The sequence below is a fragment of the Duganella sp. Root198D2 genome (assembly GCF_001428585.1).
In the GTDB taxonomy this organism is placed as follows: domain Bacteria; phylum Pseudomonadota; class Gammaproteobacteria; order Burkholderiales; family Burkholderiaceae_D; genus Rugamonas.
In genome coordinates, this window is the sequence record NZ_LMIC01000001.1 from 72,269 (window position 1) to 95,781 (window position 23,513).

At 62.7% G+C, this 23,513-nt stretch carries 23 protein-coding genes; 13 read left to right on the plus strand and 10 right to left on the minus strand.

What is annotated here, in order from left to right; all coding sequences use genetic code 11:
• Positions 1–7 precede the first annotated feature (7 nt).
• The 3 genes from moaA to ASE26_RS00365 are packed head-to-tail and all read right to left on the minus strand — an operon-like array spanning position 8 to position 5,661.
• On the minus strand, positions 8–1,120 hold the full coding sequence (gene moaA / locus ASE26_RS00355) for a GTP 3',8-cyclase MoaA (protein ID WP_057245420.1): 1,113 nt from the start codon (positions 1,118–1,120) through the stop codon (positions 8–10).
• A 13-nt stretch (positions 1,121–1,133) separates the two neighbouring features.
• Positions 1,134–2,495 (minus strand): chromate efflux transporter, encoded by a 1,362-nt coding sequence (gene chrA / locus ASE26_RS00360; protein ID WP_057245421.1) that lies wholly within the window; start codon positions 2,493–2,495, stop codon positions 1,134–1,136.
• Positions 2,488–5,661 (minus strand): Rne/Rng family ribonuclease, encoded by a 3,174-nt coding sequence (locus ASE26_RS00365; RefSeq protein ID WP_055930619.1) that lies wholly within the window; start codon positions 5,659–5,661, stop codon positions 2,488–2,490. Before ASE26_RS00365 ends, chrA begins: the two co-directional genes overlap by 8 nt.
• Before the next feature lie 562 nt (positions 5,662–6,223).
• On the opposite strand from ASE26_RS00365, the gene rluC reads away from it, so the two are divergent.
• Genes rluC through ASE26_RS00385 form a run of 4 tightly spaced genes read left to right on the plus strand, consistent with a single transcriptional unit; the run spans position 6,224 to position 9,273 of the window.
• Positions 6,224–7,243, plus strand: a complete 1,020-nt coding sequence (gene rluC / locus ASE26_RS00370; RefSeq protein WP_055930622.1) for a 23S rRNA pseudouridine(955/2504/2580) synthase RluC — start codon at positions 6,224–6,226, stop codon at positions 7,241–7,243.
• 10 nt (positions 7,244–7,253) lie between these two features.
• Positions 7,254–7,913 (plus strand): HAD-IA family hydrolase, encoded by a 660-nt coding sequence (locus ASE26_RS00375; RefSeq protein WP_055930624.1) that lies wholly within the window; start codon positions 7,254–7,256, stop codon positions 7,911–7,913.
• On the plus strand, positions 7,913–8,278 hold the full coding sequence (locus tag ASE26_RS00380) for a Rieske 2Fe-2S domain-containing protein (protein ID WP_055930627.1): 366 nt from the start codon (positions 7,913–7,915) through the stop codon (positions 8,276–8,278). Before ASE26_RS00375 ends, ASE26_RS00380 begins: the two co-directional genes overlap by 1 nt.
• On the plus strand, positions 8,275–9,273 hold the full coding sequence (locus tag ASE26_RS00385; RefSeq protein WP_055930631.1) for a S49 family peptidase: 999 nt from the start codon (positions 8,275–8,277) through the stop codon (positions 9,271–9,273). The genes ASE26_RS00380 and ASE26_RS00385 overlap by 4 nt, the downstream gene beginning before the upstream one ends.
• A 127-nt stretch (positions 9,274–9,400) precedes the next feature.
• Here ASE26_RS00385 and ASE26_RS00390 read toward each other — a convergent pair whose 3' ends face one another.
• Positions 9,401–9,694, minus strand: a complete 294-nt coding sequence (locus ASE26_RS00390) for a hypothetical protein (RefSeq protein WP_055930634.1) — start codon at positions 9,692–9,694, stop codon at positions 9,401–9,403.
• A 143-nt stretch (positions 9,695–9,837) separates the two neighbouring features.
• On the opposite strand from ASE26_RS00390, the gene ASE26_RS00395 reads away from it, so the two are divergent.
• Positions 9,838–10,554, plus strand: coding sequence for a pseudouridine synthase (locus tag ASE26_RS00395; protein WP_057245422.1), 717 nt, complete (start codon positions 9,838–9,840; stop codon positions 10,552–10,554).
• Here the strand turns inward: ASE26_RS00395 and ASE26_RS00400 are convergent, their stop codons facing one another.
• From ASE26_RS00400 to ASE26_RS00410, 3 genes are all read right to left on the minus strand, one after another.
• On the minus strand, positions 10,555–10,986 hold the full coding sequence (locus ASE26_RS00400) for an EF-hand domain-containing protein (protein WP_057245423.1): 432 nt from the start codon (positions 10,984–10,986) through the stop codon (positions 10,555–10,557).
• An 8-nt stretch (positions 10,987–10,994) separates the two neighbouring features.
• Positions 10,995–11,372: a VOC family protein gene (locus ASE26_RS00405; protein WP_055930643.1), complete on the minus strand. Its 378-nt coding sequence runs from the start codon at positions 11,370–11,372 to the stop codon at positions 10,995–10,997.
• Positions 11,373–11,502: 130 nt separating this feature from the next.
• Positions 11,503–11,904 (minus strand): DUF2061 domain-containing protein, encoded by a 402-nt coding sequence (locus tag ASE26_RS00410; protein WP_057245424.1) that lies wholly within the window; start codon positions 11,902–11,904, stop codon positions 11,503–11,505.
• A 91-nt stretch (positions 11,905–11,995) separates the two neighbouring features.
• On the opposite strand from ASE26_RS00410, the gene ASE26_RS00415 reads away from it, so the two are divergent.
• The 8 genes from ASE26_RS00415 (at position 11,996) to motD (ending at position 20,981) form a co-directional block, all read left to right on the plus strand.
• The gene (locus ASE26_RS00415) at positions 11,996–13,027 is read left to right on the plus strand and encodes a fumarylacetoacetate hydrolase family protein (RefSeq protein ID WP_057245425.1); all 1,032 of its coding nucleotides are present in this window, start codon (positions 11,996–11,998) and stop codon (positions 13,025–13,027) included.
• Between the two features lie 81 nt (positions 13,028–13,108).
• Complete coding sequence (gene flhB, locus ASE26_RS00420) at positions 13,109–14,245, plus strand: flagellar biosynthesis protein FlhB (RefSeq protein WP_055930650.1); 1,137 nt, start codon at positions 13,109–13,111, stop codon at positions 14,243–14,245.
• A gap of 15 nt (positions 14,246–14,260) precedes the next feature.
• Positions 14,261–16,387, plus strand: coding sequence for a flagellar biosynthesis protein FlhA (gene flhA / locus ASE26_RS00425; RefSeq protein ID WP_055930653.1), 2,127 nt, complete (start codon positions 14,261–14,263; stop codon positions 16,385–16,387).
• Between the two features lie 211 nt (positions 16,388–16,598).
• Positions 16,599–17,948, plus strand: coding sequence for a flagellar biosynthesis protein FlhF (flhF, locus tag ASE26_RS00430; RefSeq protein WP_057245426.1), 1,350 nt, complete (start codon positions 16,599–16,601; stop codon positions 17,946–17,948).
• Positions 17,941–18,741 carry a hypothetical protein gene (locus ASE26_RS00435; protein ID WP_055930658.1) on the plus strand — a complete coding sequence of 267 codons (801 nt, stop codon included), beginning with the start codon at positions 17,941–17,943 and terminating at the stop codon, positions 18,739–18,741. The genes flhF and ASE26_RS00435 overlap by 8 nt, the downstream gene beginning before the upstream one ends.
• A 17-nt stretch (positions 18,742–18,758) precedes the next feature.
• Positions 18,759–19,490: an RNA polymerase sigma factor FliA gene (locus ASE26_RS00440; RefSeq protein WP_055930661.1), complete on the plus strand. Its 732-nt coding sequence runs from the start codon at positions 18,759–18,761 to the stop codon at positions 19,488–19,490.
• Positions 19,472–20,218: a flagellar motor protein gene (locus ASE26_RS00445; RefSeq protein WP_055930664.1), complete on the plus strand. Its 747-nt coding sequence runs from the start codon at positions 19,472–19,474 to the stop codon at positions 20,216–20,218. Before ASE26_RS00440 ends, ASE26_RS00445 begins: the two co-directional genes overlap by 19 nt.
• Before the next feature lies 1 nt (position 20,219).
• Positions 20,220–20,981: a flagellar motor protein MotD gene (motD, locus tag ASE26_RS00450; RefSeq protein WP_055930669.1), complete on the plus strand. Its 762-nt coding sequence runs from the start codon at positions 20,220–20,222 to the stop codon at positions 20,979–20,981.
• Positions 20,982–21,057: 76 nt separating this feature from the next.
• Here the strand turns inward: motD and ASE26_RS00455 are convergent, their stop codons facing one another.
• From ASE26_RS00455 to flgM, 3 genes are all read right to left on the minus strand, one after another.
• Positions 21,058–22,623: a hypothetical protein gene (locus ASE26_RS00455; protein ID WP_055930671.1), complete on the minus strand. Its 1,566-nt coding sequence runs from the start codon at positions 22,621–22,623 to the stop codon at positions 21,058–21,060.
• Positions 22,624–22,697: 74 nt separating this feature from the next.
• Positions 22,698–23,162: a flagella synthesis protein FlgN gene (locus ASE26_RS00460; RefSeq protein WP_229207136.1), complete on the minus strand. Its 465-nt coding sequence runs from the start codon at positions 23,160–23,162 to the stop codon at positions 22,698–22,700.
• Positions 23,163–23,168: 6 nt separating this feature from the next.
• A complete protein-coding gene (flgM, locus tag ASE26_RS00465; protein ID WP_055930678.1) occupies positions 23,169–23,492 on the minus strand; it encodes a flagellar biosynthesis anti-sigma factor FlgM in 324 nt (107 codons plus the stop codon).
• Positions 23,493–23,513: the final 21 nt, after the last annotated feature.

Here is a 23,513-nt window from a genome sequence, read left to right on the forward strand (position 1 = left end):
CGCCGGCTCAACCCCCAATATATGACATTTCGACTTTGCGGCCGGCGCCCGGCGCCAGGCCTTCGGTATTGATGGTGCGCAGTTCTGAATAGCGGTCGGCGCGCACGCTCCACAGCGCACCGATGGCGGACGAGATTTCCGCGTCGCTGCGGCCTTCGCGCACCAGGGCGCGCAGGTCGTGGCCGCGCGAGGCGAACAGGCAGGTGTAGAGTTTGCCCTCGGTCGACAGGCGCGCACGCGAGCAATCCTTGCAGAAGGCCTGCGTCACGCTGGAGATTACGCCGATCTCGCCGCCGCCGTCCGCATAGCGCCAGCGTTCGGCCGTTTCGCCGCTGTAGTTCGGATCGACGGGGAGCAGCGGCATATCGGCGCCAATCATGCGCACGAGCTCCGCCGATGGCACCACGTCGTGCATGTTCCAGCCGTTCGACGTGCCGACGTCCATGAATTCTATGAAGCGCAAGATGACGGGCGACCCTTTGAAATGGCGTGCCATCGGCAGGATCTCCTGCTCGTTCATGCCGCGCTTGACCACCATGTTTACCTTGACCGGGCCCAGGCCGACACTGTGCGCCACGTCGATCCCGTGCAGCACGTCTTCCACTGCGAAGTCGACATCGTTCATGCGCTTGAAAGTGGCGTCGTCCAGCGCGTCGAGCGAGACGGTCACACGCTGCAGGCCGGCGTCTTTCAGCGACCGGGCTTTGCGGGCCAGCAGGGAGCCATTGGTGGTCAGGGTCAGGTCGAGCGGTTTGCCGCTCACGGTGCGCAGTTCGGCCAGCATGCCGACCAGCCGCTCAAGGTCTTTGCGCAATAGCGGTTCACCGCCGGTCAGGCGGATCTTTTCGACGCCGTGTTCGACAAACAGGCGGGCAAGGCGCGTGATCTCTTCAAACGTCAGCAGGGCGTTGTGCGGCAGGTACTGGTAGTCCTTGTCGAACACTTCCTTCGGCATGCAGTAGACGCAGCGGAAGTTGCAGCGGTCGGTGATGGAAATGCGCAGGTCGTGCAGCGGACGGGCGAAGCTGTCCAACAGGCTGCCGGTGGGCGCCACTAATGTTGCCGGGATGGCCGGCGCCAGGCTGCGGCCATCATTCAGGAGGATGATTTTTTCGGTCATGCTGGGTGTGCGGTTACACCCGGTACGATAGCACGACGCCAGCAATTGCACAGGCTAGTAATACGCGGATTGTTCCTTGCTTGTACTGCATCAAGGCGATGGCGGCGGCAGCGGCGATTGCCACGGCCGGCCATTCCCAGCGGTTGGCCGGATAGAACACGTGGACGCCGAAAAATAGTGCCAGGCTGGCAATGACGCCCACCACGGCGGCGGAAATGGCGGTCAGCGGCGCGGTCATGCGGATATTGCCGCGCGTGGATTCGACCAGCGGGCCGCCGGCCAGGATGAAGACGAACGAAGGGACAAAGGTGAACCAGGCCGCCACGGTGGCGCCCAGCACGCCTGCCAGGGCGGGATGGCCGGCAATCGCCTCCTGCGTCCAGGCGCCGACAAAGCCGACAAAGGCGACCACCATGATCAGCGGGCCCGGCGTGGTTTCGCCCAGGGCCAGGCCGTCTACCATCTGGGCCGCTGTCAGCCACTGGAAATGCTCGACGCCCCCCTGGTAGACGTAGGGCAGCACGGCGTAAGCCCCGCCAAAGGTCATCATGGCGGCCTTGGTAAAGAACCAGCCCATTTGCGCCAGCGGTTTGTCGACGCCGAATATCCAGGCCAGCAGCAGCCAGCCAGCCGCCATCAATGCGCTGCCGGCGCCGGCGACGCGGGCCAGTGCGGCCCAGCTGAAGCGGGCGTGCTGCGGGGTTGGCGTGTCATCGTCGATCAGGGCGGCGGCATGCGCGCCTTGCGTTGCGGCCGGGCCGTGCGCGGCGCCGCCCAGCGCGAACAGGTCCGGGCGCAGGCGGCCGCCCAGCCAGCCCAGCAGGGCAGCCGTGGCGACGATGGCAGGGAAGGGCAGCTTGATGAAGCTGATGGCAGTGAAGGCGCCCAGTGCGATCGCCAGCAGCGGGCGATTGCGCAGCGTGCGTTTGCCAATGCGCCAGGCCGCGGCCAGCACGATGGCAACGACGGCCGGCTTCATGCCGTACAGGATGCCGGCGATGGCGGGCAGGCTGCCATAGGCCATGTAGGCCCAGGACAGGCCGATCAGCAGTAAAAGTGAAGGAAGTACGAAAAGCACGCCGGCAAGGATGCCGCCCAGGGTGCGGTGCATCAGCCAGCCGATGTAGATGGCAAGCTGCGTGGCCTCGGGGCCGGGCAGCAGCATGCAGTAGTTCAGGGCGTGCAGGAAGCGCTGTTCGGAGATCCAGCGCCGGCGCTCAACCAGTTCGGCATGCATCAGGGCGATCTGGCCAGCCGGGCCGCCGAAGCTGATGAAGCCCAATTTGAGCCAGTACAGGAAGGCTTCCGACAATGGGACATGAAAAAGGGAAGCGCTCGGCTTCCCTTTTTCGTCAGTGCCAGGCTGCTTAGCCATTCACCTTGGTTTCAACCTGCACCAACGGCTCGCTGGCGACAGCTTCCTGCGGCTTGCGCTCGCGAGGCACGCGGATCGGCTGTGAGGTGGCGGCTGCGGCGGCCGCCTCCTGCGCGGCACGCGCCTTGGCCGGGTCGGTCACTGCCATCGACAGGCCGGCAGCGGCCAGCATGGCGTTGACGTCAGCCTTGGCTGCGGCCGGCGCTGGCGCCGGAGCAGCTACAGGAGCTGGCGCCGGGGCAGCTACAGGAGCTGGCGCTGGGGCAACTGGCGCTGGCGCAACTGGGGCTGGCGCTGGCGCAGCAGCAACCGGAGCGGCCGCTGGCTCGACCACGTCGGCAGCGACTTCTTCCGCGGTTGCCGGTTCGGCGACTGCCTGAGCGGCATCCGCGAACGGCAGCACGCCTTGTGGCGAAGCTGGAGCAGCTGCAACAGCTTCCACTTCGACCGGTTCCGCAGCTGCCGGCGCGGCAACTGGCAGGTCCACAGCGGCTGGCGGCACTGGAGCGGCAACCACTGGTGCTGCCTCGGCTGGCGCTGCCTCGACTGGCGCCGCGGCGGCAGCAGTGGCAACCGGCGCGGCACCAACTGGCTCGGCAACCACGGGAGCTTCGACAGCCGCGGTAGCCACAGCTTGAGCGGCGGCGCCTTCGGCAGCAGCGGCGCTGGCAGCCTCGGTCGATGCCGGTTCCACAGCGATGGCAGCAGGCGCTGCATCGGCAACAAGCGGAGCCGCGGCCGGGGCAACAACGCCTTCATCTGGAGCAACGGTGAACGTTGCCTCGGTTGCGCCTTCGGCGCCTTCGGCACCGTCCACGCCGTCCATGCCCTCGGCGCCTTCACGTTCACGACGGTTGCGGTTACGGCCACCGCGGCGGCGGCGGCGGCGCGGCTCATCGCCACCTTCCGCACCGTCTGCGTCTTCGCCCTCTGGGCCGGTGTTGGCGACAGCTTTCACCAGTACCGGCGTGTCAGGCGCGCCGGAGCCGGTGCCAACCGGACCCACGCCGGCTGCAGCCAGTGCCAATTCCTCGGCCTTGGCCTCGGCCGCAACAGGTTTCTCAGCGCGTGGCTCACGCGGCTGGCGTGGCTGGCGTGGTTCACGCGGCTCGCGCTCGGCTCGCTGGCCTTGGGCCTGGGCTGCCTCGGCGCCTTCGCGCTGTTCACGTGGCTCGCGCGGTTCGCGCGGCTGGCGTGGTTCACGCGTTTCGCGCGGCTCGCGCTGTTCGCGTGGCTTGCGCGCTTCTGCGGCCGGTTTTGCTTCCTCGGCGCCTGGACGGGAACCTGGCTCGCGGTCTTCGCGTTCACCACGGCCGCCTTTACCGCCGCGGTTGCGGCCACGCTGGCCGCGGTCCTTGCGGTCGCCGCGTTCGGCGTTGGCTGGTGCTTTGGTGACGATGACCGGTGCTTTCGGCTGCGCTGGCTCTTCCTTGTCACCACCGGTGAAGAAGGAGATCAGCTTGGCGAAGAAGCCTTTTTCTGCCGGCGCTGCGACGGCGGCAGCACGTGGCGCAGCAGCTGGCTTGGCAGCTTCCGGCTTGTGTTCCACCAGCGGTGCTGGTTGCTCCGGAGTAATGGTCTTGACGACGGCTTCCTGGCGCGGCTTGGCTTCTTCCTTGTGGCGCTTGGAGAACGACATGTCGGTCTCGGCAGCTTCGGCCATGGTGTAGGAGGCAGCGTGGTCTTCCAGGCGTGGATCGTCGTGCTTGATGCGTTCCAGCTTGTAATGCGGGGTTTCCAGGTGCTTGTTCGGGATCAGGATCACGGTGATGCGGTGACGGGTCTCGATCTTCAGCACTTCGCCGCGCTTCTCGTTCAGCAGGAAGGCAGCCACGTCGACTGGCACCTGGACGTGGATCGCGGCGGAATTTTCCTTCATCGCCTCTTCCTGGATGATGCGCAGCACCTGCAGGGCGGACGATTCGGTATCGCGGATGTGGCCGGTGCCCGAGCAGCGCGGGCAAGTCACGTGCGAACCTTCCGACAGGGAAGGGCGCAGGCGCTGGCGCGACAGTTCCATCAGGCCGAAGCGGGAAATCTTGCCCATCTGGACGCGCGCACGGTCGTGGTGCAGGGCGTCTTTCAGGCGCTGTTCCACTTCGCGCTGGTTCTTCGACACTTCCATGTCGATGAAGTCGATCACGATCAGGCCGCCCAAGTCGCGCAGGCGCAGCTGGCGCGCCACTTCGTCGGCGGCTTCGCAGTTGGTGTGGAAGGCGGTGGTTTCGATGTCCGAGCCGCGGGTGGCGCGGGCCGAGTTGACGTCGATCGAGACCAGGGCTTCGGTATGGTCGATCACGATGGCGCCGCCGGATGGCAGCGGCACGGTACGCGAGTACGCGGTTTCGATCTGGTGTTCGATCTGGAAGCGGGAGAACAGCGGCACGTCGTCGCTGTAGCGCTTCACGCGATGCACCATGTCCGGCATCACGTGCGACATGAACTGGTGCGCCTGTTCGTAGATCTCGTCGGTGTCGATCAGGATCTCGCCGATATCAGGCTGGAAGTAGTCGCGGATGGCGCGGATCACCAGGGACGATTCCTGGTAGATCAGGAAGGCGCCGTTGGCTGCCTTGGAGGCGCCTTCGATGGCGCGCCACAGTTGCATCAGGTAGTTCAAGTCCCACTGCAGCTCTTCCACGGTACGGCCGATGCCGGCGGTACGGGCAATCACCGACATGCCTTGCGGCAGGTCCAGCTTGTCCATGGTTTCGCGCAGTTCCTGGCGTTCTTCGCCTTCCACCCGGCGCGAGACACCGCCACCGCGCGGGTTGTTCGGCATCAGCACCAGGTAGCGGCCAGCCAGCGAAATAAAGGAGGTCAGTGCCGCGCCTTTATTGCCGCGCTCTTCCTTCTCCACCTGGACCATGATTTCCTGGCCTTCGCGCAGTGCTTCCTTGACGGATGCATTGCGCACGTCGACGCCTTCGCGGAAATAGGTGCGGGCAACTTCTTTAAAGGGGAGGAAGCCGTGGCGGTCTTCGCCGTAGCTGACGAAGCAAGCTTCGAGGGAGGGTTCGATTCGAGTGATGACGCCTTTGTAGATATTGGACTTGCGCTGCTCTCGTCCGGCGGTCTCGATGTCGATGTCGATCAACTTTTGACCGTCGACAATTGCTACGCGCAGCTCTTCTTGCTGCGTAGCATTAAACAACATGCGTTTCATTTTTATTAACTCCGCGACCCTTGGGCCATGTCAAAGCCGCCTCCGTGGAGACGGCGAAGTACAAGGATATACGCGTGAATTAAGGAGGCTGTAGGGGGAAATGCCTCGTCATGCGGCAGGCGCGAAGCGCTGCCGCCGCATTGGGCGCATGAAGCAAATCGTCATGCCGAGTTTGCGCACTGCGTGCAACATCATCCAACGGCCCGAGCGTTGCCGGGTGGCGGGAGAATGCAGGCGTGCGCACATCGTCGGGCCAGGACATCTTGTATGGTGCCTTGGCGAAACGGCAAGCGTAATCCACTTCATCAACCAGCGAGCAACGACTGTAGTGCTTGCTCGCCGGACTTATCCTAACAATCCAGCCAGTCTAATTCAGCACACGGGCGCTCGAGCCGATGGCAACAATGGTTGCGACCCTGATCGGCGCACGAATGTGCGTATACAATTTTTTCTACCGAATTTGCGTTTGGCGAGGCCAGTAGATACGCCCCTGTGTAAAATGTACGTTTAATTCTTTACACATGCAGCAGATAAACTGCGGCATAACGATTATATATTCAAAATGAAGGACTTAGAGAGAAATTCTGGGAAGCCCGGCCAAAACAAGTCGCAAAAAGCCGATTCCGCTTCCCCCCAACAGGTCCTGCCGCAAGCACAATTCGTGACGATCACTGAAGAAGAGGCCGGTCAGCGGATCGATAACTACCTGTTGCGTGTTTGCAAAGGTGTGCCGAAGAGCCACATCTATCGTATCCTGCGCTCGGGTGAAGTGCGGGTCAACAAAGGCCGCATCGACCAGTTGTACCGCCTGAATGACGGCGACCTGGTCCGCATTCCACCAATTCGAATTGCTGAAAAGCAAGAAGTCATTGTCCCTGCCGCCGAGTTCGAAGTCATTTTCGAAGACGCCAACTTGCTGGTGATTAACAAGCCCTGCGGCGTTGCCGTGCATGGCGGTTCCGGCGTCTCGTTTGGCGTCATCGAGCAACTGCGCGCTGCCCGCCCGGACGCCAAGTTCCTGGAGCTGGTGCACCGCCTCGACCGGGAAACTTCCGGCCTGCTGCTGATCGCCAAGAAGCGTACCGCCTTGACCAACCTGCATGACCAGATGCGCGACGGCCTGACCGACAAGCGCTACCTGGCCCTGGCCGTGGGCGACTGGAAGAACAAGCGCCAGCACGTCAAGCTGGCTTTGCATAAATTCACGCTGGCGGATGGCGAGCGGCGGGTGCGGGTACAAGCCGATGGCCAGGCTTCGCACACGGTATTCAGCCTGCTGCAGAAATTCGAAGGCTTTGCCCTGCTGGAGGCCGAGCTGAAGACCGGGCGCACCCACCAGATTCGCGTTCATCTGCAATCTTCGGGCTTCCCTATCGCAGGTGACGATAAATACGGCGATTTCGCGCTCAACAAGGCGCTGCAGAAAGCGACTGAAACACGTGGTGCGCTGAAACGCATGTTCCTGCACGCCCACCAGATTACGTTTACCCATCCGGAAACGGGCAAGCAAATGACCCTGAATGCGCCTTTGGCCGCCGAATGCCAGCGATTCTTGGTAAGCTTGGGGAAACCATTGAATTGAGAAAAAAATAATGCCGCGTAAGCAATTTGACCTGATCGTCTTCGATTGGGATGGCACGCTCATGGACAGCACCGCCACCATCGTGAAATGCATCCAGGCCGCCGCCAGGGACCTGGCCCTGCCCATCCCCAGCCGGGAGCAGGCAGCCCATGTCATTGGCCTGGGCTTGGGCGAAGCCATGCAAGTGGCGATGCCCGGCCTCGACCCCAAGGTCTATCCGCGCATGATTGAGCGCTACCGCTATCACTACCTGGCAAAAGACCACGAACTGACCTTGTTCGATGGTGTGCCTGAAATGTTGCAGGATTTGTCGCAGCAAGGCTTCTTCCTCGCCGTTGCCACCGGCAAGAGTCGCGTAGGCCTGAACCGCGCGCTCAATGCGGCAGGGCTGCTGTCGACCTTCGATGCGACGCGTTGCGCTGACGAAACGTTTTCCAAGCCACATCCCGCGATGCTGCAGGAACTGACGCGCGAACTGGGCCAGGATTTGCGTCGCACCGTCATGATTGGCGACACCACACACGACCTCATGATGGCGCAAAATGCGGGATCATCGGGCATCGCCGTCGAATATGGCGCCCATCCGCTGGAGCAACTGTCTGCCTGCAACCCGGTGTTCTCGGCGCGCACAGTGCCGCAGCTGCACCAGTGGCTGAATGAGTATGCGTGATGGATGCTGAAGTCCTGGTGTGCGCTGCCGACTTGCTGCTGGAGGGTGGCAAAGGCATCCGCTTCCCGCTGCGCGCCGGCGGCGAAGACACCACCGGCTTTGTGGTGCGCTACGGCGGCAAGGTGTATGGCTACCTGAACCGCTGCGCCCATGTGCCGATTGAACTGGACTGGGCCGAGGGTGAGTTCTTCGAATCGAGCGGCCTTTATATCATGTGCTCCACGCACGGCGCCATTTATATGCCGGAAAATGGCCAGTGCGCCGGCGGCCCATGCCGCGGCGGCCGCCTGCGCCCGATTGCCGTGACTGAACGCGATGAAAACATTTACTGGCAGCCTGACGACTATGTTCGCCCACGACCATGAGTGATAACAACGACAACAATAACAGCCAGCCGGCCGCGCCAGCCGAGAACCCGCCCATCAAGTGGGAGCGCGAGGTGCTGGAAAAGCTGGTGTTCGCCACGCTGAAAGAACAACGCGCCAACCGCCGCTGGAGCATCTTCTTCAAGGTGTCGACCTTGGCCATCATTTTCTTCGCCCTGGCCAGCTACTTTGGCGTCAACCTGATGGGCGGCGACGCCGAGGCCCTTGGCCGCCATACTGCCTTGATCGAAATCGAGGGCAGCATCGAAGCCGAAGGCAGCGGCGCTGCCGACGTCGTCATTCCCGCACTGAATAAGGCCTTCTCGGACACCGGCTCGGTCGCCATCGTCCTGCACATCAGCAGTCCGGGCGGTAGCGCCGTCCAGGCCGGCATGATCGTGGACGAAATCCGCCGCCTGCGCCACGGCTATCCGCAAAAGCCGCTGTATGTGGTGGTCGATGAAATATGTGCCTCGGGCGGCTATTACATCGCGTCCGCCGCCGACCGCATCTACGTCAACAAGGCCAGCATCATCGGCTCGATCGGGGTCCTAATGGACGGCTTCGGGTTTACCGGCACCATGGAAAAGCTGGGCGTCGAACGGCGCCTGCTGACCGCTGGCGAGAACAAGGGCTTCATGGACCCGTTCAGCCCACAGTCGGAAAAGCAGAAGCAGCATGCCCAGACCATGCTGAAAGAAATCCACGCGCAATTCATCGAGGTGGTGCGTACCGGCCGTGGCAAGCGGCTGAAGGAAACGCCCGACATGTTCTCCGGCCTCTACTGGACTGGCGCGCGCGCCATCGAGATGGGCCTGGCCGATGACCTGGGCAGCGTGGACAGCGTGGCGCGCGACGTGGTGAAAGCAGAAGACATTGTCGACTATACCCAGCATGAGAACCTGCCTGAGCGCGTGCTGAAGAAGTTTGGTGCTGCCGTTGGTTATGGCGCGATCAAGGCCGCTGCAGACGCGGCCAAGCCTAGCTTGCGCTAGGCTGCGGCCGCGAATGGCTCAGCAATTAACATTGGCATTTTTGCTTGCCATTTCCCCGACGTGGACTATATTGACGGTGTAGTTCGATTCAAGGGGAGGGCGATCAGCAATCAAATCTTGAGGCAGACTACGCAGCCGCATTACGGATGCGGACTTGAGTGAATTCACATTCCTCGTCACTGTCTCTTTGGGAGGCAAGAGAACGGCGGCCCCTGGCCGCTGTTTTCGTTTCTGCGTCGAGGTCTTCGGTGGAAAAACCGCCTTGTACCAGCCACTCCAGCAATTCCGTTTCCTGCTGGCGCCGCCACAATGCTTGCGGCATAACGCCAGCCTGGCCGCTCCAGCGCGCTACAGCCAATTTGGTTTCCAGAGAAGCGGCATGGGCCTGTGCCAACGACCTACGGTTGATATAGAGCTTCATTGCTGAGATCTCCCAAAGAAATTCCTATAGCCCAGTCAGCAGATTCCTAATGCTATTTAAGTGTACCAACTCGACTGTCACGCCCTTTGATCTGCATCAATAGGGAGGCTTGCGGTAGCGTAAATCCGGTAAAATTCCGCCCCATGAGTAAATTATCCCTCGACCGAATCCTGCAGTCGCAAGGCTTCGGCACCCGTAAATACTGCCGCGCGCTGATTGAAGACGGTGACGTTTCCATCGGCGGCGAAGTGCAGGACAACTATAAAGCGACTATCGAAACCAACGGCCTGGTGCTGGAAGTGTTCGGCGAAGAGTGGGTTTATCGCGAACATCTCTATATTGCACTGTACAAGCCTTCCGACTACGAATGCTCCCGCAAGCCCAGCCATCATCCTGGTGTGCTGACCTTGCTTCCTGAGCAATTCACCTGGCGCGAAGTGCAACCGGTCGGCCGGCTCGACCACGACACCACCGGCATGCTGCTGATGTCCGACGACGGCCCGTTCATCCACGCCCAGTCTTCGCCCAAGCGCCATGTGCCCAAGGTCTATCTGGCCACCACGGCGGAACCGGTAAGCGATGAGCTGGTGGCACAGATGCTGGCCGGCGTGCAGCTGCACGATGAGCCGGCCCCGCTGGCCGCTGTCACCTGCATCAAGCGCGGTGAAAACCTGCTGGAGATCGTGCTGGAGCAGGGCAAATACCACCAGGTCAAGCGCATGCTGGCTGCTGCCGGCAATCACTGTTCCGCGCTGCATCGTTCCGCCATCGGCCAACTGCAACTCGACGCTCTCGGCCTGCAGGAAGGCGAATGGTGCTATCTCACACCTGAACAGCTTGCGCTGCTGGCGCCGGCCTGATTACGGCTTCTTCATCATGGCCGCGTGTCCAGCGGCCATCTCCTGCTTGCCCAGGAAGCCGTCCTTGTCGGTATCCATTTTTGCGAACATGGATGCCGACGCTTTGCTGTGCTCTTCGGCTGTGAGCACGCCGTCCCCGTCGGAATCGACAGCCTTGATTTTCTCGGCCGCCGGCATATCGTTCTTCTTCGCCGCCTGGCCAGTGATCGCCTGGTGGGCCGCAGCCATTTCCGCGGCGCTCACCTTGCCATCCTGATTGGCGTCCATCTTCCCGAACATCTGCCTGGCCGCGGCTGCATGCTCGGTTGTGGACACTTTGCCGTCACGGTCGGCATCCATCGAAGCGAATTCCTTTTCCACATCCGGCGGGGCCGCCAGCAACCGGCCTGAAAGAAGCGCGCCAACAATCAAGGGAAGTGCTTTCGGATTCATATGGCCTCCTATCCGTTCACAATGCTGAGGATGTTGCCGTCGACATCGCTGAACCATGCGACGCTCATTCGGTCGCCGCGGTGGATGTCGCCTTCGAGCTTCAGGCCGGGCATGTCGTAGTGTTCGAACTTGACGCCGTCTGCCTTCAAGCGCGCTGCGATCGCTTCCAGTTCGCTCCCTACGTTCCACATAAGGCAAGTCGCCTTGTTGCTGCCCGCATATGGCGAGTGATAGACATTAATCCTTGTCGCGCCACTGCGGAAAAACAGCACTTCCCGTTCCGGGCTGTCGAGCTTTTCAAGTCCAAGAACTTCGCCATAGAACCTGGCGGCCGCAGCCAGGTCTTTCACCGCGATCATTGCAATCGCATCTTTGTCGGCAAGCATGAATGTCCCCTGTTCCCTGATGTGGGGAGACTAGGCCGCATGGGAGTTCGTGTCGGTTAGTTGTCGCACACCGGCCAGGGGCGCGAAACGAAGGGGCGGAGGGCTCTTTGGCCGGACGGTGAAGTACTGCTCAGGCGGAAGCATGGGCGCGACGCAGCACATGGCGGTCAAACAGGCGGTCGTGGAACGGCAGGGCAATCACGTTGATGATCGGTTCCAGCACAGCAGCCAGGCCGCCGAAGGCGAGCGAGCCGGTAGCGGCGTATAGCGTGGCAAACGCAATCAGCGCATGCATCATGGTTTGCGAGACCTTTTCTGCCGCGATAAGCGCTCGCCGGCGCGCATTGAAGTGCATCCGTAATGTGTGCCAGCCGCGCGCATGGAATGGCAGCAGCGCGACGTTGATCACCGGCTCCAGCACGGCAGCCAGGCCGCCGAATGCCAGCGAGCCGGTCAGCACGTACATCAGGCCGAACGCAATCCCCATGTGGGTGCTTGCCTGGCTCATTTTCTTCGCTGCGATTGCTGCCATGGTCGAAATCCTTTCTGCTTGAGTCAAATGGTAATGATTCGTATCTAAGAGGTAAAATTGATTATCTCTACCGATTCGATAGCATTCCCATATGAAACTCGCCACCCTTAAAGACGGCACCCGCGATGGCCAGCTGGTCGTCGTCTCCCGCGACCTGAAGACCGCCGTGGTCGCCGATGGCATTGCCCGCAGCTTGCAGCGCGCGCTCGATGACTGGGCTTTCATCTCGCCCCAGCTCGATGACCTGTACCGCCAGCTTAACGAGGGCAAGGCGCGCCGCAGCTTCGACTTCGAACCCGCGAACTGCATGGCCCCGCTGCCGCGCGCCTACCAGTGGGCCGACGGTTCCGCCTACGTCAACCACGTTGAGCTGGTGCGCAAGGCGCGCAACGCGGAAATGCCGGCCTCGTTCTGGGAAGATCCGCTGATGTACCAGGGCGGCAGCGATGATTTCATCGGCCCCTGCGACGACATCGAGTTGAAGCATGAGGAATGGGGCATCGATTTCGAGTCGGAAATCGCAGTCATTACCGACGACGTGCCGATGGGCGCTGCGCCGGACCTGGCCTTCCAGCAGATCCGCCTGCTGCTGCTGGTCAATGACGTTTCCCTGCGTAACCTGATCCCGGAAGAACTGGCGAAGGGCTTCGGCTTCTTCCAGTCCAAGCCGGCCAGCAGCTTCTCCCCGGTAGCCGTCACGCCGGACGAATTGGGCGATGCCTGGAAGGATGCCAAGGTGCACCTGCCACTGCGTTCCACCTGGAACGGCAAGCTGGTGGGCCAGCCGAATGCCGGCGTCGACACGGTCTTCAACTTCGCCCAGTTGATCTCGCACCTTGTGAAAACCCGCAACGCGCGCGCCGGCACCATCGTCGGCTCCGGCACTGTATCGAATAAGGATGTGAAAAAGGGCTACTCCTGTATCGCCGAAAAGCGCTGCCTGGAGATGATTGCCAATGGTAAAACGACAACTTCCTTCATGTCCTTCGGCGACACCATCAAGATCGAGATGCTGGATGCGGACGGCAAGTCCATTTTCGGCGCCATCGACCAGCAGGTCTGGCAGCTGGGCCGTCCGAAGACCGTACCAGAGGCCGCGACCACCGCCGACGGGGCCGAGTAAGGCCGGTTTTCCCCGCTTTTTCCAGCGATAGCTCTTGCCCGGCCGCAGCGATAATGGCACGGTCGATAACAGGAGCGGTCAATGGCTGAAGACAGCGAAGCCGAGAAAACAGAACCCGCGTCACAGAGGCGCCTCGAGCAGGCGCGTGAAGAAGGGGACGTACCCAGGTCGCGCGAAGTCGCGACCTTTACCGTTCTCATGGCAGCGGGGGCCGGTCTGTGGATGACCGGTTCCGGCCTGGTGCGCGAATTGAGCCGCAGCCTCACCTCGGGGCTGTCGCTGACGCGCGAGCAAGTGTTCAATCCTGATGTCCTGGTGAACCGCATCCTGGTCGATGTGGTGCAGGTCATGCTGGCCTGCCTGCCGATCGCCGTCGCCGTGATGGTGGTGGCGCTGGCGTCGCCGCTGCTGGTCGGTGGCTGGCTGTTCTCGGCCAAGGCCTTTACCCCGAATTTCATGAAGCTGAATCCCATCACGGGCATCGGCAATATGTTTTCCACCAACTCGCTGGTGGAACTGCTCAAGGCCATCGTCAAGTCCATCGTGGTGGGCGTGGTGGCGTATATGGTCATTTCGCGCCAGCAGCAGGAGGCGATCGGCCTGATGGTGGAGCCGCTGCACGCCGGCAGCACGCACGTGATGAATATGCTGGGCTTCAGCTTTATCGTGATCGTCGGTGCACTGGGCTTTATCGCCCTGATCGACGCGCCGTACCAGATGTGGCATTACGCGAACAAGCTGAAGATGACGCGCCAGGAGCTGATCCAGGAGTCCAAGGAGTCGGACGGCAACCCGCAGATCAAGGGCAAGATCCGCCAACTGCAGCGCGACATGGCGAAGAAACGCATGATGCAGGAAGTGCCGACCGCCGACGTCGTGGTGACCAACCCGAGCCATTATGCGGTGGCGCTGAAGTACGCCGAAGGCGGGCAGGGCGCGCCACGCGTGGTGGCCAAGGGTACCGACCAGGTGGCGGCCAGGATCCGCGAACTGGCGAAAGAGCACCGCGTCGCCATCCTGGAAGCGCCGCCGCTGGCGCGTGCGCTGCACAAGCATACCGAAATCGGCGACGAAATCCCGCCGCGCCTGTACGCCGCCGTGGCGGAAGTATTGGCTTATGTATACCAGATCAAGGCCTATCGTCCAGGCCTGCGTTACCCGGATCGTCCAACCAGGCTCGATGTGCCGGACGATATGGATCCACTGAACAAGAAATAAACGGAGCAAAAGAGAATGAACGCCCTGAACATGCCGCCGTGGATGAGAGGCATCGTCGGCAACGGCCAATCCTTGGCCGCACCGATCCTGATCATCATGCTGCTGGCGATGATGATCTTGCCGTTGCCGGCGTTCGTGCTCGACCTGTTCTTCAGTTTTAACATCGCACTGTCGATCATCGTGCTGCTGACCAGCCTGTATACGGTCAAGCCGCTGGACTTCATGGCTTTCCCGACGGTGCTGCTGGTGTCCACCATGCTGCGCCTGTCGTTGAACGTGGCGTCGACCCGTGTCGTGCTGACCGAAGGCCACACCGGCCCGGATGCGGCAGGTAAGGTGATCGAGGCCTTCGGCCACTTCCTGATCGGCGGTAACTACACGGTCGGTATCGTGGTGTTCGTGATCCTGACCATCATTAACTTCGTGGTCGTGACCAAGGGCGCGGGCCGTATCGCTGAAGTGGGCGCACGTTTCGCCCTGGACGCAATGCCTGGCAAGCAGATGGCGATCGATGCCGACCTGAATGCGGGACTGATCGGCGAGCCGGAGGCGAAGCGCCGCCGTAATGAAGTGTCGCAGGAGGCGGAGTTCTACGGCGCCATGGACGGCGCCTCGAAATACGTGCGCGGCGATGCGGTGGCCGGCATCCTGGTTACCGTGATCAACGTGGTGGGCGGCCTGCTGGTGGGCATGATCCAGCACGACATGGGCTTTGCCGACGCGCTGAAAAACTACGTGCTGCTGGCGATCGGTGACGGCCTGGTGGCGCAGATTCCTTCGCTGGTGATTTCGATCGCGGCCGGTATCGTGGTGTCGCGCGTGGCCTCCGAAACCGACATCGGCACCCAGGTGATCAGCCAGCTGTTCGCCAAGCCGCAAGTGCTGTTCATCACTGGCGCCATCATCGGCGGCATGGGCCTGATTCCCGGTATGCCAAACCTGGTGTTCATCCTGCTGGCATCGACCCTGATCGGTTCCGGCTACATGCTGCAGAAAAAGGCGAAGGAGAAAGCGGAAGCGGATGCCACGCAAGAGGCCGGCGGTGCGGGCGGCGGCGGTGCGGCCGGTGCAGCGGCCGGGGCGCAGGCTGCGCCCGAGCAGGAAGAGGCAACCTGGCAGGACGTGCTGGCGGTCGATACCCTCGGGCTGGAAGTGGGCTATCGCCTGATCCCGCTGGTCGACAAGACCCAGGGCGGAGAACTGCTGAAGCGCATCAAGGGCATCCGCAAGAAGTTTGCGCAGGAAGTGGGCTTCCTGGCGCCGCCGGTGCATATCCGCGACAACCTCGAGCTGAAGCCCTCCGCCTACCGCATCACGCTGAAGGGCGTGGAGGTTGGCACCGGCGAGGCGTTCAACGGCCAGTACCTGGCGATCAATCCGGGCATGGCGAGCGGCACGCTGCCCGGCATGGTGACCACCGACCCGGCCTTCGGCCTGCCAGCGATCTGGATCGATGCTTCGCTGCGCGACCAGGCTACCGGCATGGGTTATACCGTGGTCGATGCCGGCACCGTGGTGGCAACCCACCTGAATCACCTGATTACTTCGCACGCTTCCGAACTGCTTGGCCGCGCCGAAGTGCAGTCGCTGCTGGATCACCTGGGCAAGGATTCGCCGAAGCTGGTGGAAGACCTGGTGCCGAAGATGCTGTCGTTGTCGGCCTTGCAGAAGGTGCTGCAGAACTTGTTGGCGGAGGGCGTGCATATCCGCGATATGCGCACCATTATCGAAACGCTGGCCGAGTTCACCCCGCATACCCAGGATCCGAACGACCTCACCGCGCAAGTGCGTGTGGCGCTGGGCCGGGCGATCGTGCAGCAGCTGTTCCCGGCCGGGGGCGAGCTGTCGGTCATGACCCTGGACAATCGCCTGGAACGTTTGCTGATGCAGGCCATGACCAGTGGCGGCGATTCAGCGGGTATCGAGCCGGGGCTGGCCGATACCATTGCGCAGCAGGCTGCGACGGCAACGCAGCAGCAGGAGGCGCTGGGTGTGACGCCGGTGCTGCTGGTGCCGGGGGCCCTGCGTCCACTGCTGTCCAAATTCCTGCGCCGTGCGCTGCCACAGCTCAAGGTGCTGTCGCATTCGGAGATTCCGGAGACGAAGACCATCCGGGTTACTTCGCTGGTGGGTGCGCAGTAAAACCGGTAATCCAGGTCTTTGACTTTCGACGAATATCAACGGCGCACCACCCAAACCGGTGGCCGCGGCGCTGACTGGGTCTGACCCTGCGGGTCAGACCCAGGTTTGCCGGTTTTGAATTAAGCGGCATTTCCCAAGCTATTCCACCGATTGTTACCCCGACGCATCGTCAATAATTTGACCATGTGCGAATAAGCCGGAGTAGCAGGAAATGAACGTTAAAAAATTTACCGCCCCAACATCTCGTGAAGCGCTGCGCAAGGTACGCGAAGCGCTTGGCCCGGATGCGGTGATCCTCTCCAACCGCGCTGTCGACGGCGCGGTGGAAATCCTGGCCCTGGCCGGCGACGATGCCGCAGCCCTGGCCCCGCACTCCCCGGATTCGCCGATGTCAGCGCCCGCGCCGCACCTGGAGCTGGCGCCGGCCCTGGTCTCCCAGCCGGCCGCCGCGGTGGTACGCGCCACTGCCCGCCAGGCGCCAGCCGCGCCGCGCGCACCGGCCCGCCCGATCGCACCTGCACCGGCACCTGCCGCGCCGGCAGTCGACATGGACCGCATTTCCTCGCTGGTCGCGGAGGCGGTCGCCAGCGCCAAAGCCACGGCCGCTGCCGAAATGACCAGCATGATGAGCGAACTGCGCGCCATGCGCGGCATGATGGAAACCCAGCTCAACGAACTGGCCTTCGCCAACACCCAGCAGCGCGAGCCGCACAAGACCGTGGTGCTGCGCGAAATGCTGGCCGCCGGCTTCTCCGCCAGCCTGGCACGCTACCTGACCGACAAGCTGCCGGCCGCCCGCGACGGCGCCGAGGCGTTGCAATGGATGCGCACCGTCCTGGCCCGCAACATCAACGCCATGAGCAACGAAGTCGCGCTGCTGGAAAAAGGCGGCGTGTTCGCCCTGGTCGGCCCGACCGGTGTCGGCAAGACCACCACCACCGCCAAGCTGGCCGCGCGCTGCGTGATGCGCCACGGCCCGGAAAAACTGGCGCTGATCACTACCGATGCCTATCGTATCGGCGCCCACGAACAACTGCGCATCTACGGCAAGATCCTGGGCGTGATGGTGCACTCGGTGAAAGACGAAGCCGACCTGCGCATCGCCCTGAATGAACTGCGCAACAAGCACACCGTGCTGATTGACACTGTCGGCGTCAGCCAGCGCGACCAGATGGTGGCCGAGCAGGTCGCCATGTTGCAGGGCGTTGGCACCGACGTGCAGCGCATCCTGTGCATGAATGCCACCTCGACCCAGGAAACCCTGTCCGAAGTGGTGCGCGCCTACCAGGGCAGCGGCCTGGCCGGCGCCATCATCACCAAGCTGGACGAAGCCGCCTCGATCGGCTCCGCGCTGGACGTGGTGATCCGCCACAAGCTGCGCCTGTTCTACGCGTCCAACGGCCAGCGCGTGCCGGAAGACCTGCACCTGGCCGATCCGGCGGCGCTGGTGGGACGCGCCTTCGGCGGCCAGTCCGCCCCGAAATACGGCGACGCCGAACTGCCGCTGCTGGTAGCCGGCGCCGTGCACGACCCAATGCTGCGCGAGGTACGCTTTGGCTAATTTCGATTTCGACCAGGCCGAGGGCCTGCGCCGGATGCTGGCCGGCCCCCGGCCACGCATCATCACGTTCCTGTCGGCCACGCCGCAGGACGACAAAGGCGCCATGCTGGTTAACCTGGGCGCCTCGCTGTCGCAGGCGGGCAACGACGTGCTGCTGGTCGACGCCTGCGCCAGCGCGCACGGCGTGGTATCGCGCCTGGGCCTGGACCACGGCGCCAGCCTGCTCGACGTGGCGCGCCAGCACTGCGGCCTGAACCAGGTGCTGCATGCGGCGCCGCAAGGCTTCAATGTGGTGTCGATGACGCGCGGCGAATCGCGCCGTGGCCCGGACGAAGGGCGCCGCCTGGCCAAGGCTTTCGGCGTGCTGGCCAGCCAGAGCGGCATCGTGCTGGTGGACGGCGAATTTGATGGCGAAGCCTTCCCGGTACCCTTGATGGCCAGTTCCGAGATCGTGGTGCAGGTGTCAAACAGTGCCACTTCGATCAAGAATGCTTATATGATGATCAAGCGGCTCAACCATGAACTTGGGCGCCGGCCGTTCGGCATCCTGGTCACCGGCGCTTCGGAGGCCGAAGCAAGGGTGGTTTACGATAATATGGCACATGCGGCAAGCCGTTACCTGGCAGTCAACCTCGTTTCCATGGGGTCTGTGCCGGCCGACGAATACCTGCAGCGTGCAGCCCGGCTGGGTCGTGCGGTGGTGGACGCCTTCCCCCTGGCCGGGGCGTCAGTGGCCTTCCGCCAGCTGGCAGGGCGTTTTGCGATGGGGAGCTGCAACCATTTTAGAGCCTGAAAAGAATTAGAACCTTTATGTACACGGTCAAAGGGAAGGTGGACAAGGATTCCTTGCTGACGACGCACATGCCGTTGGTCAAGCGCCTGGCCCACCATATGAAGGCAAAATTGCCGCCCAGTGTGGAAGTGGATGACCTGGTACAGGCCGGCATGATCGGCTTGCTGGACGCTATTAACAGGTATGAAGAAACCCACGGCGCCCAGTTCGAGACTTACGCGGTGATGCGCATCCGCGGCGCCATGCTCGATGAATTGCGCTCTTCCGACTGGATGCCGCGCTCGATGCGGCAGGACATGCGCAAGATTGAAACCGCCATGGCCACGCTGCAGCAGCGCCTGGGCCGCCCGCCGACCGAGTCGGAAGTGGCGAAGTCGCTCAAACTGTCGCTGGCCGATTACCAGGAAATGCTGTCCGAGGGCGGCGGCCACCAACTGGTGTACTACGAAGATTTTCACGCGGAAGACGGCAACGACAGCTTCCTCGACCGCTACGCCCATGATGAAGATGCCGATCCGCTGCGCGCGCTGCTCGACACCGACTTCCGCCAGGCCGTGATCGATGCGATTGATGCGCTACCCCCACGTGAGAAAATGCTGATGGGCCTTTACTACGAGGAAGAGCTGAACCTGAAGGAGATCGGCGCCGTGATGGGCGTCTCCGAATCCCGGGTATCGCAGTTGCACACACAAGCCGTGGCGCGCCTGCGTGCCTCGCTGCGGGAGCAGGCATGGACTGGTCCAGCGTAGCCGGAGTGCTGCTGGCGCTGGCCGGCATCATCGTCGGCCAGGGGCTGGAGGGCGGCAAGATCACTTCCCTGCTGCAGCCGGCAGCCTTCGCCATCGTGGTAGTCGGCACGTTCGGCGCTGTCATGCTGCAAACCCGTTTGCCGACCCTGCGCCGTGGCCTGACCATGCTGCGCTGGGTCTTCAAGCCGCCGCCGGACAACCGCGCCCAGTTGGCGCGCGATATCAATAACTGGAGCATGCTGGCCCGCCGCGACGGGCTGCTGGCGCTGGAGCGCCCCATGCTGGGCGCCAAGGACAAGTTCATCGCCAAGGGTTTGCGCATGATCGTGGACGGCATCAACCCGGACAAGATGCGGCAGATGCTGGACATGGAAATCACCGCCTTCGAAACGGCGGAGCGCCAGGCGGTGCGCATCTGGGAATCGGCGGCCGGCTATTCGCCGACCATCGGCATCCTGGGCGCTGTGCTGGGCCTGATCCATGTGATGGAAAACCTGACCGACCCGAGCAAGCTCGGTTCCGGCATTGCGGTGGCTTTCGTGTCGACCATTTACGGGGTCGGCCTGGCCAACCTGTTCTTCTACCCGATCGCCAACAAGCTCAAGACCATCGTCACGCGCCAGGTCTACCTGCAGGAGCTGACGGCCACGGTGATGTACGACATCGCCACCGGCGACTTCACGCGCGTTATCGATGAGCGGATCGCGACCCTGATGCGGGAGCCGTGACATGCAGTACCGCCGCGCACGCCGCAAGTTCGACGACGACGCCGAGAACCATGAGCGCTGGCTGATCTCTTACGCCGACTTCATCACGCTGCTGTTTGCCTTCTTTGTGGTGATGTACGCGGTATCGTCGGTCAACGTTGGCAAGTACAAGGTGTTTTCCGACGCGCTGGGCGATGCGTTTGGCGGGGCTGGCGCTGCCCCCCCGACCAATACCGAAGTCCAGAGCCTGCCGATTCCCAATCCCGCTTCGCGCAAGCGCAACGAGGCGATCAAGAAGGAGAAGGAGCAGATGACGCGGCTGGCCAAGGACCTGGCCAGTACCCTGGCGCCGCTGGTGAAAGAGGGCAAGGTAAGGGTGACCCAGAATAGCCGGGGCGTGAGCGTGGAAATCAATGCTTCGGTGCTGTTCAATCCGGGCGATGCAAGGCTGACCGGGGAGTCGCGCGAGGCGCTGACCGCGGTGGCGACGCTGCTGAAGGATGACCCGCACAATGTGCAGGTGGAGGGGCATACCGATAATGTGCCGATCAGGAATGCGGCTTTTCCGTCGAACTGGGAGTTGTCGGCAGTGCGGGCGGGGACTGTGGTGCGGCTGTTTATCGAATCCGGGATTGCCGCTTCGCGCATGACGGCGGTGGGACATGCGGACAACCAGCCGGTGGCGTCGAATGACGATCCCGAGACGCGGGCGCGGAATCGGCGGGTGGCTGTGACGATTTTGTCAGGGGTCCCCGATCCGGCTACCGAAATTCCCAACCCGTAAAACCAGGGTCAGACCCAAGGGTCAGACCCTGACACGCGACCGCCGCAGACCTGGGTCTGACCCTGATTTACCGGGTTTAGGCGCGCAGCCGCTCCGGATGCGGCACCTGCTCCCGCAGCTTCTGCCTGCGCCGCCAATGCCATGCAGTTCCGATCGTCGCAACCAGCAGTACCAGCGCCGCCACCGGCCACGCCGACTTCTGCAAGTTCTGCTTCGCCTGCTCGTCCATCAACTCTTCAGGAAATGGCCGTGGCTCCACCGGTACCACCTGCCACTTGCTGCGATCCTCCGGCGCGCGCGCCATGAACTCGTCGATCGAATACGCCGGCGCCGAACCGAACGCGCGGCTGGAAGGGATCTGCGGAATCCGCACCAGCATCACCGCCTCCACATCCGACTTCAGCTGCTGCTCGAACCCGCTCAACTGGCGCCCGGCCTGGCCGCCCAGCACATTCAGCAAATCCTTGCCCAACGCATCAAACGCCACCGCCGGATGCAGGCGCGTCTGCTCCTCGGTGAAATAGCTGTAGGCCTTCTTGCCGCTGGCGATGCTCATTTCCTTCGCCGCCATGTAGGCAAAAGCGCCAACGGCCTTCAGGCGATTGGTCGGACCCTGCAGGGGCCATTGCCAGCCCAGTTTGCGCAGTACGTCGACATTGATCCCGGTGCAGTTGGCAGCCGCGTGCTGGTAGCTGAAATGGTGGGCATAGAAGGCGCGGAATACCTGGTTCACATTGCCCTGGTAGGCCTGCGCGGTGCGCGGATCTTTCAACACCGCCACCAGCATGTACGACGGCCGGTAATACTGCTGTCCGCTGTTCAAGTCCATCAGGTAGTTATCCATCGGCAGGGCCGAAGCGACGATACCTTTCTCGCTGGTCGAATCGAGGCCGTAGAAGTTATTCACCAGCCAGTCCGACCACTCGCCCTGCGGCCCCAGCCGGCCGGTGGCGATGGCGAAATGGCCGCCATATGCTTCGTCGTCGTCGCCCTGGGCTCCGCTGAGCATCATGGCCAGCACCGGCTTGCCGGACAAGTCGGCCGGCGCGGCGCCAGGCCGCTGCCATACCTTGCGCACCGCGTACTCGCCGCGCGCACCGCCGTCCGCATGACGTACGAAACCTTGCAGGTCGTCGTCGCCGGACAAGGGCTGTACTGGCAGCTTGCCCGCATCGATCACATAGTCGCGCGGCCAGATGGTGCGTGCCACGAACTGCTGGCCGGCCTCGTCCCACTGGCCGCGCACGCGCACTTCGCGCTGGCGGAAGAAGGCTTCCGAGCTGGCGTTGAAGTAGGAACGGTTGGTCGCGATCTTCGGCGCCAGGCGGAAATCGAGCGTGCCGCCATCGGCCGTGTGCAGCGCTTTTCCGTCAAAGCGCGCCTGCGGCACCAGTTGTGGCGAACCCAGCCAGACCAGGCCCGGTGCATCCTTGGCACCGGCAGCCGGCAGGGCAATCACCTCATCCTGGAAGTACCACAAGGCCTGCTTCTGGCCGCAGTCGTTGCAGCGGCCGTTGCTCAGGCGGTAGTTGTCGGCGGGCTGCAGTCCGAATTGTTCACCGCCAAGGGCGGAATGAACGGAGGCAGCACCGGCTTGGGCGGTCGTGGCCGCCAGAATAATTCCTGAGAGAAATGTGCGCATTCGCCCATTATGCAGAAGGTTGCATAAAAAGTCATTAATTCGAAAGGTCCGGCGGTGTGCCGGTTGCGAAAGGCTTAGCCGGCGATGAAGCCGCGGCGCGTGGTGCCGCCGGTGGTCATGCCGCTCGGTCCGTAGACCGTGGTTTGCCCCGGGCGCAAGGCTTGCAGTGCGCCCTGGGTATGGCCCAGGTGCTTGTTGATCAACACGCCGTTCAGGCGGTTCAATTCCTTGGCCGCGCGGGTCTGGTCCAGCAGTTGCTGCCACAATATATTGGCGGCGTCGTCATGCTGGGCTTCCAGCCACGATTCCATGCCCAGTTCCAGCGCCGGATAACCGGCCTCGGCGAGGGCGCGGTGGCGCGCGGTGGCCAGGGTGGCCATTTCGTTGACCAGGGCCGACTTGTGCGGAGTCAGCGAGGTCAGGTGGTCGATGTCGGCCGCTACCAGGTCTTGCTGTTCCTGTTTCAGGACATCCAGCAATTCCGTGATCTTGCTCAACTCAGCCTGCAGGCTGTGTTTAGGGGAGACAGCGGCCATCATGTTTCCTTAGCGTTGCTTACGTGCGTGCAGCAGGTCGCGGACCGTGTCCAGCAAACCGTCTGCCACTTTTTCCGAGTTGACCTGGAACTGGCCGTCAGCAATTGCCATCTTGATGCGCTCGACTTTTTTCGTGTCGAACACGGCATTGCTGGCGGCAGCGCCACTGGCCGCCATTGCCTGTCCTTGCGAGGACAGGCGCACATTGTCGGTACCTGCCTGTGGTGCGGTGGAAGTCGCTGCGGCGGCCTTGTCCGCGCTGCGCGCGTTCGTGCCCGTCGCGGGCGAACTTGGCAAGCCCGGCGTGTTCTTCAATGTATCGTTGATCTTCACAGCTTTATCCTCGTCTGGTTG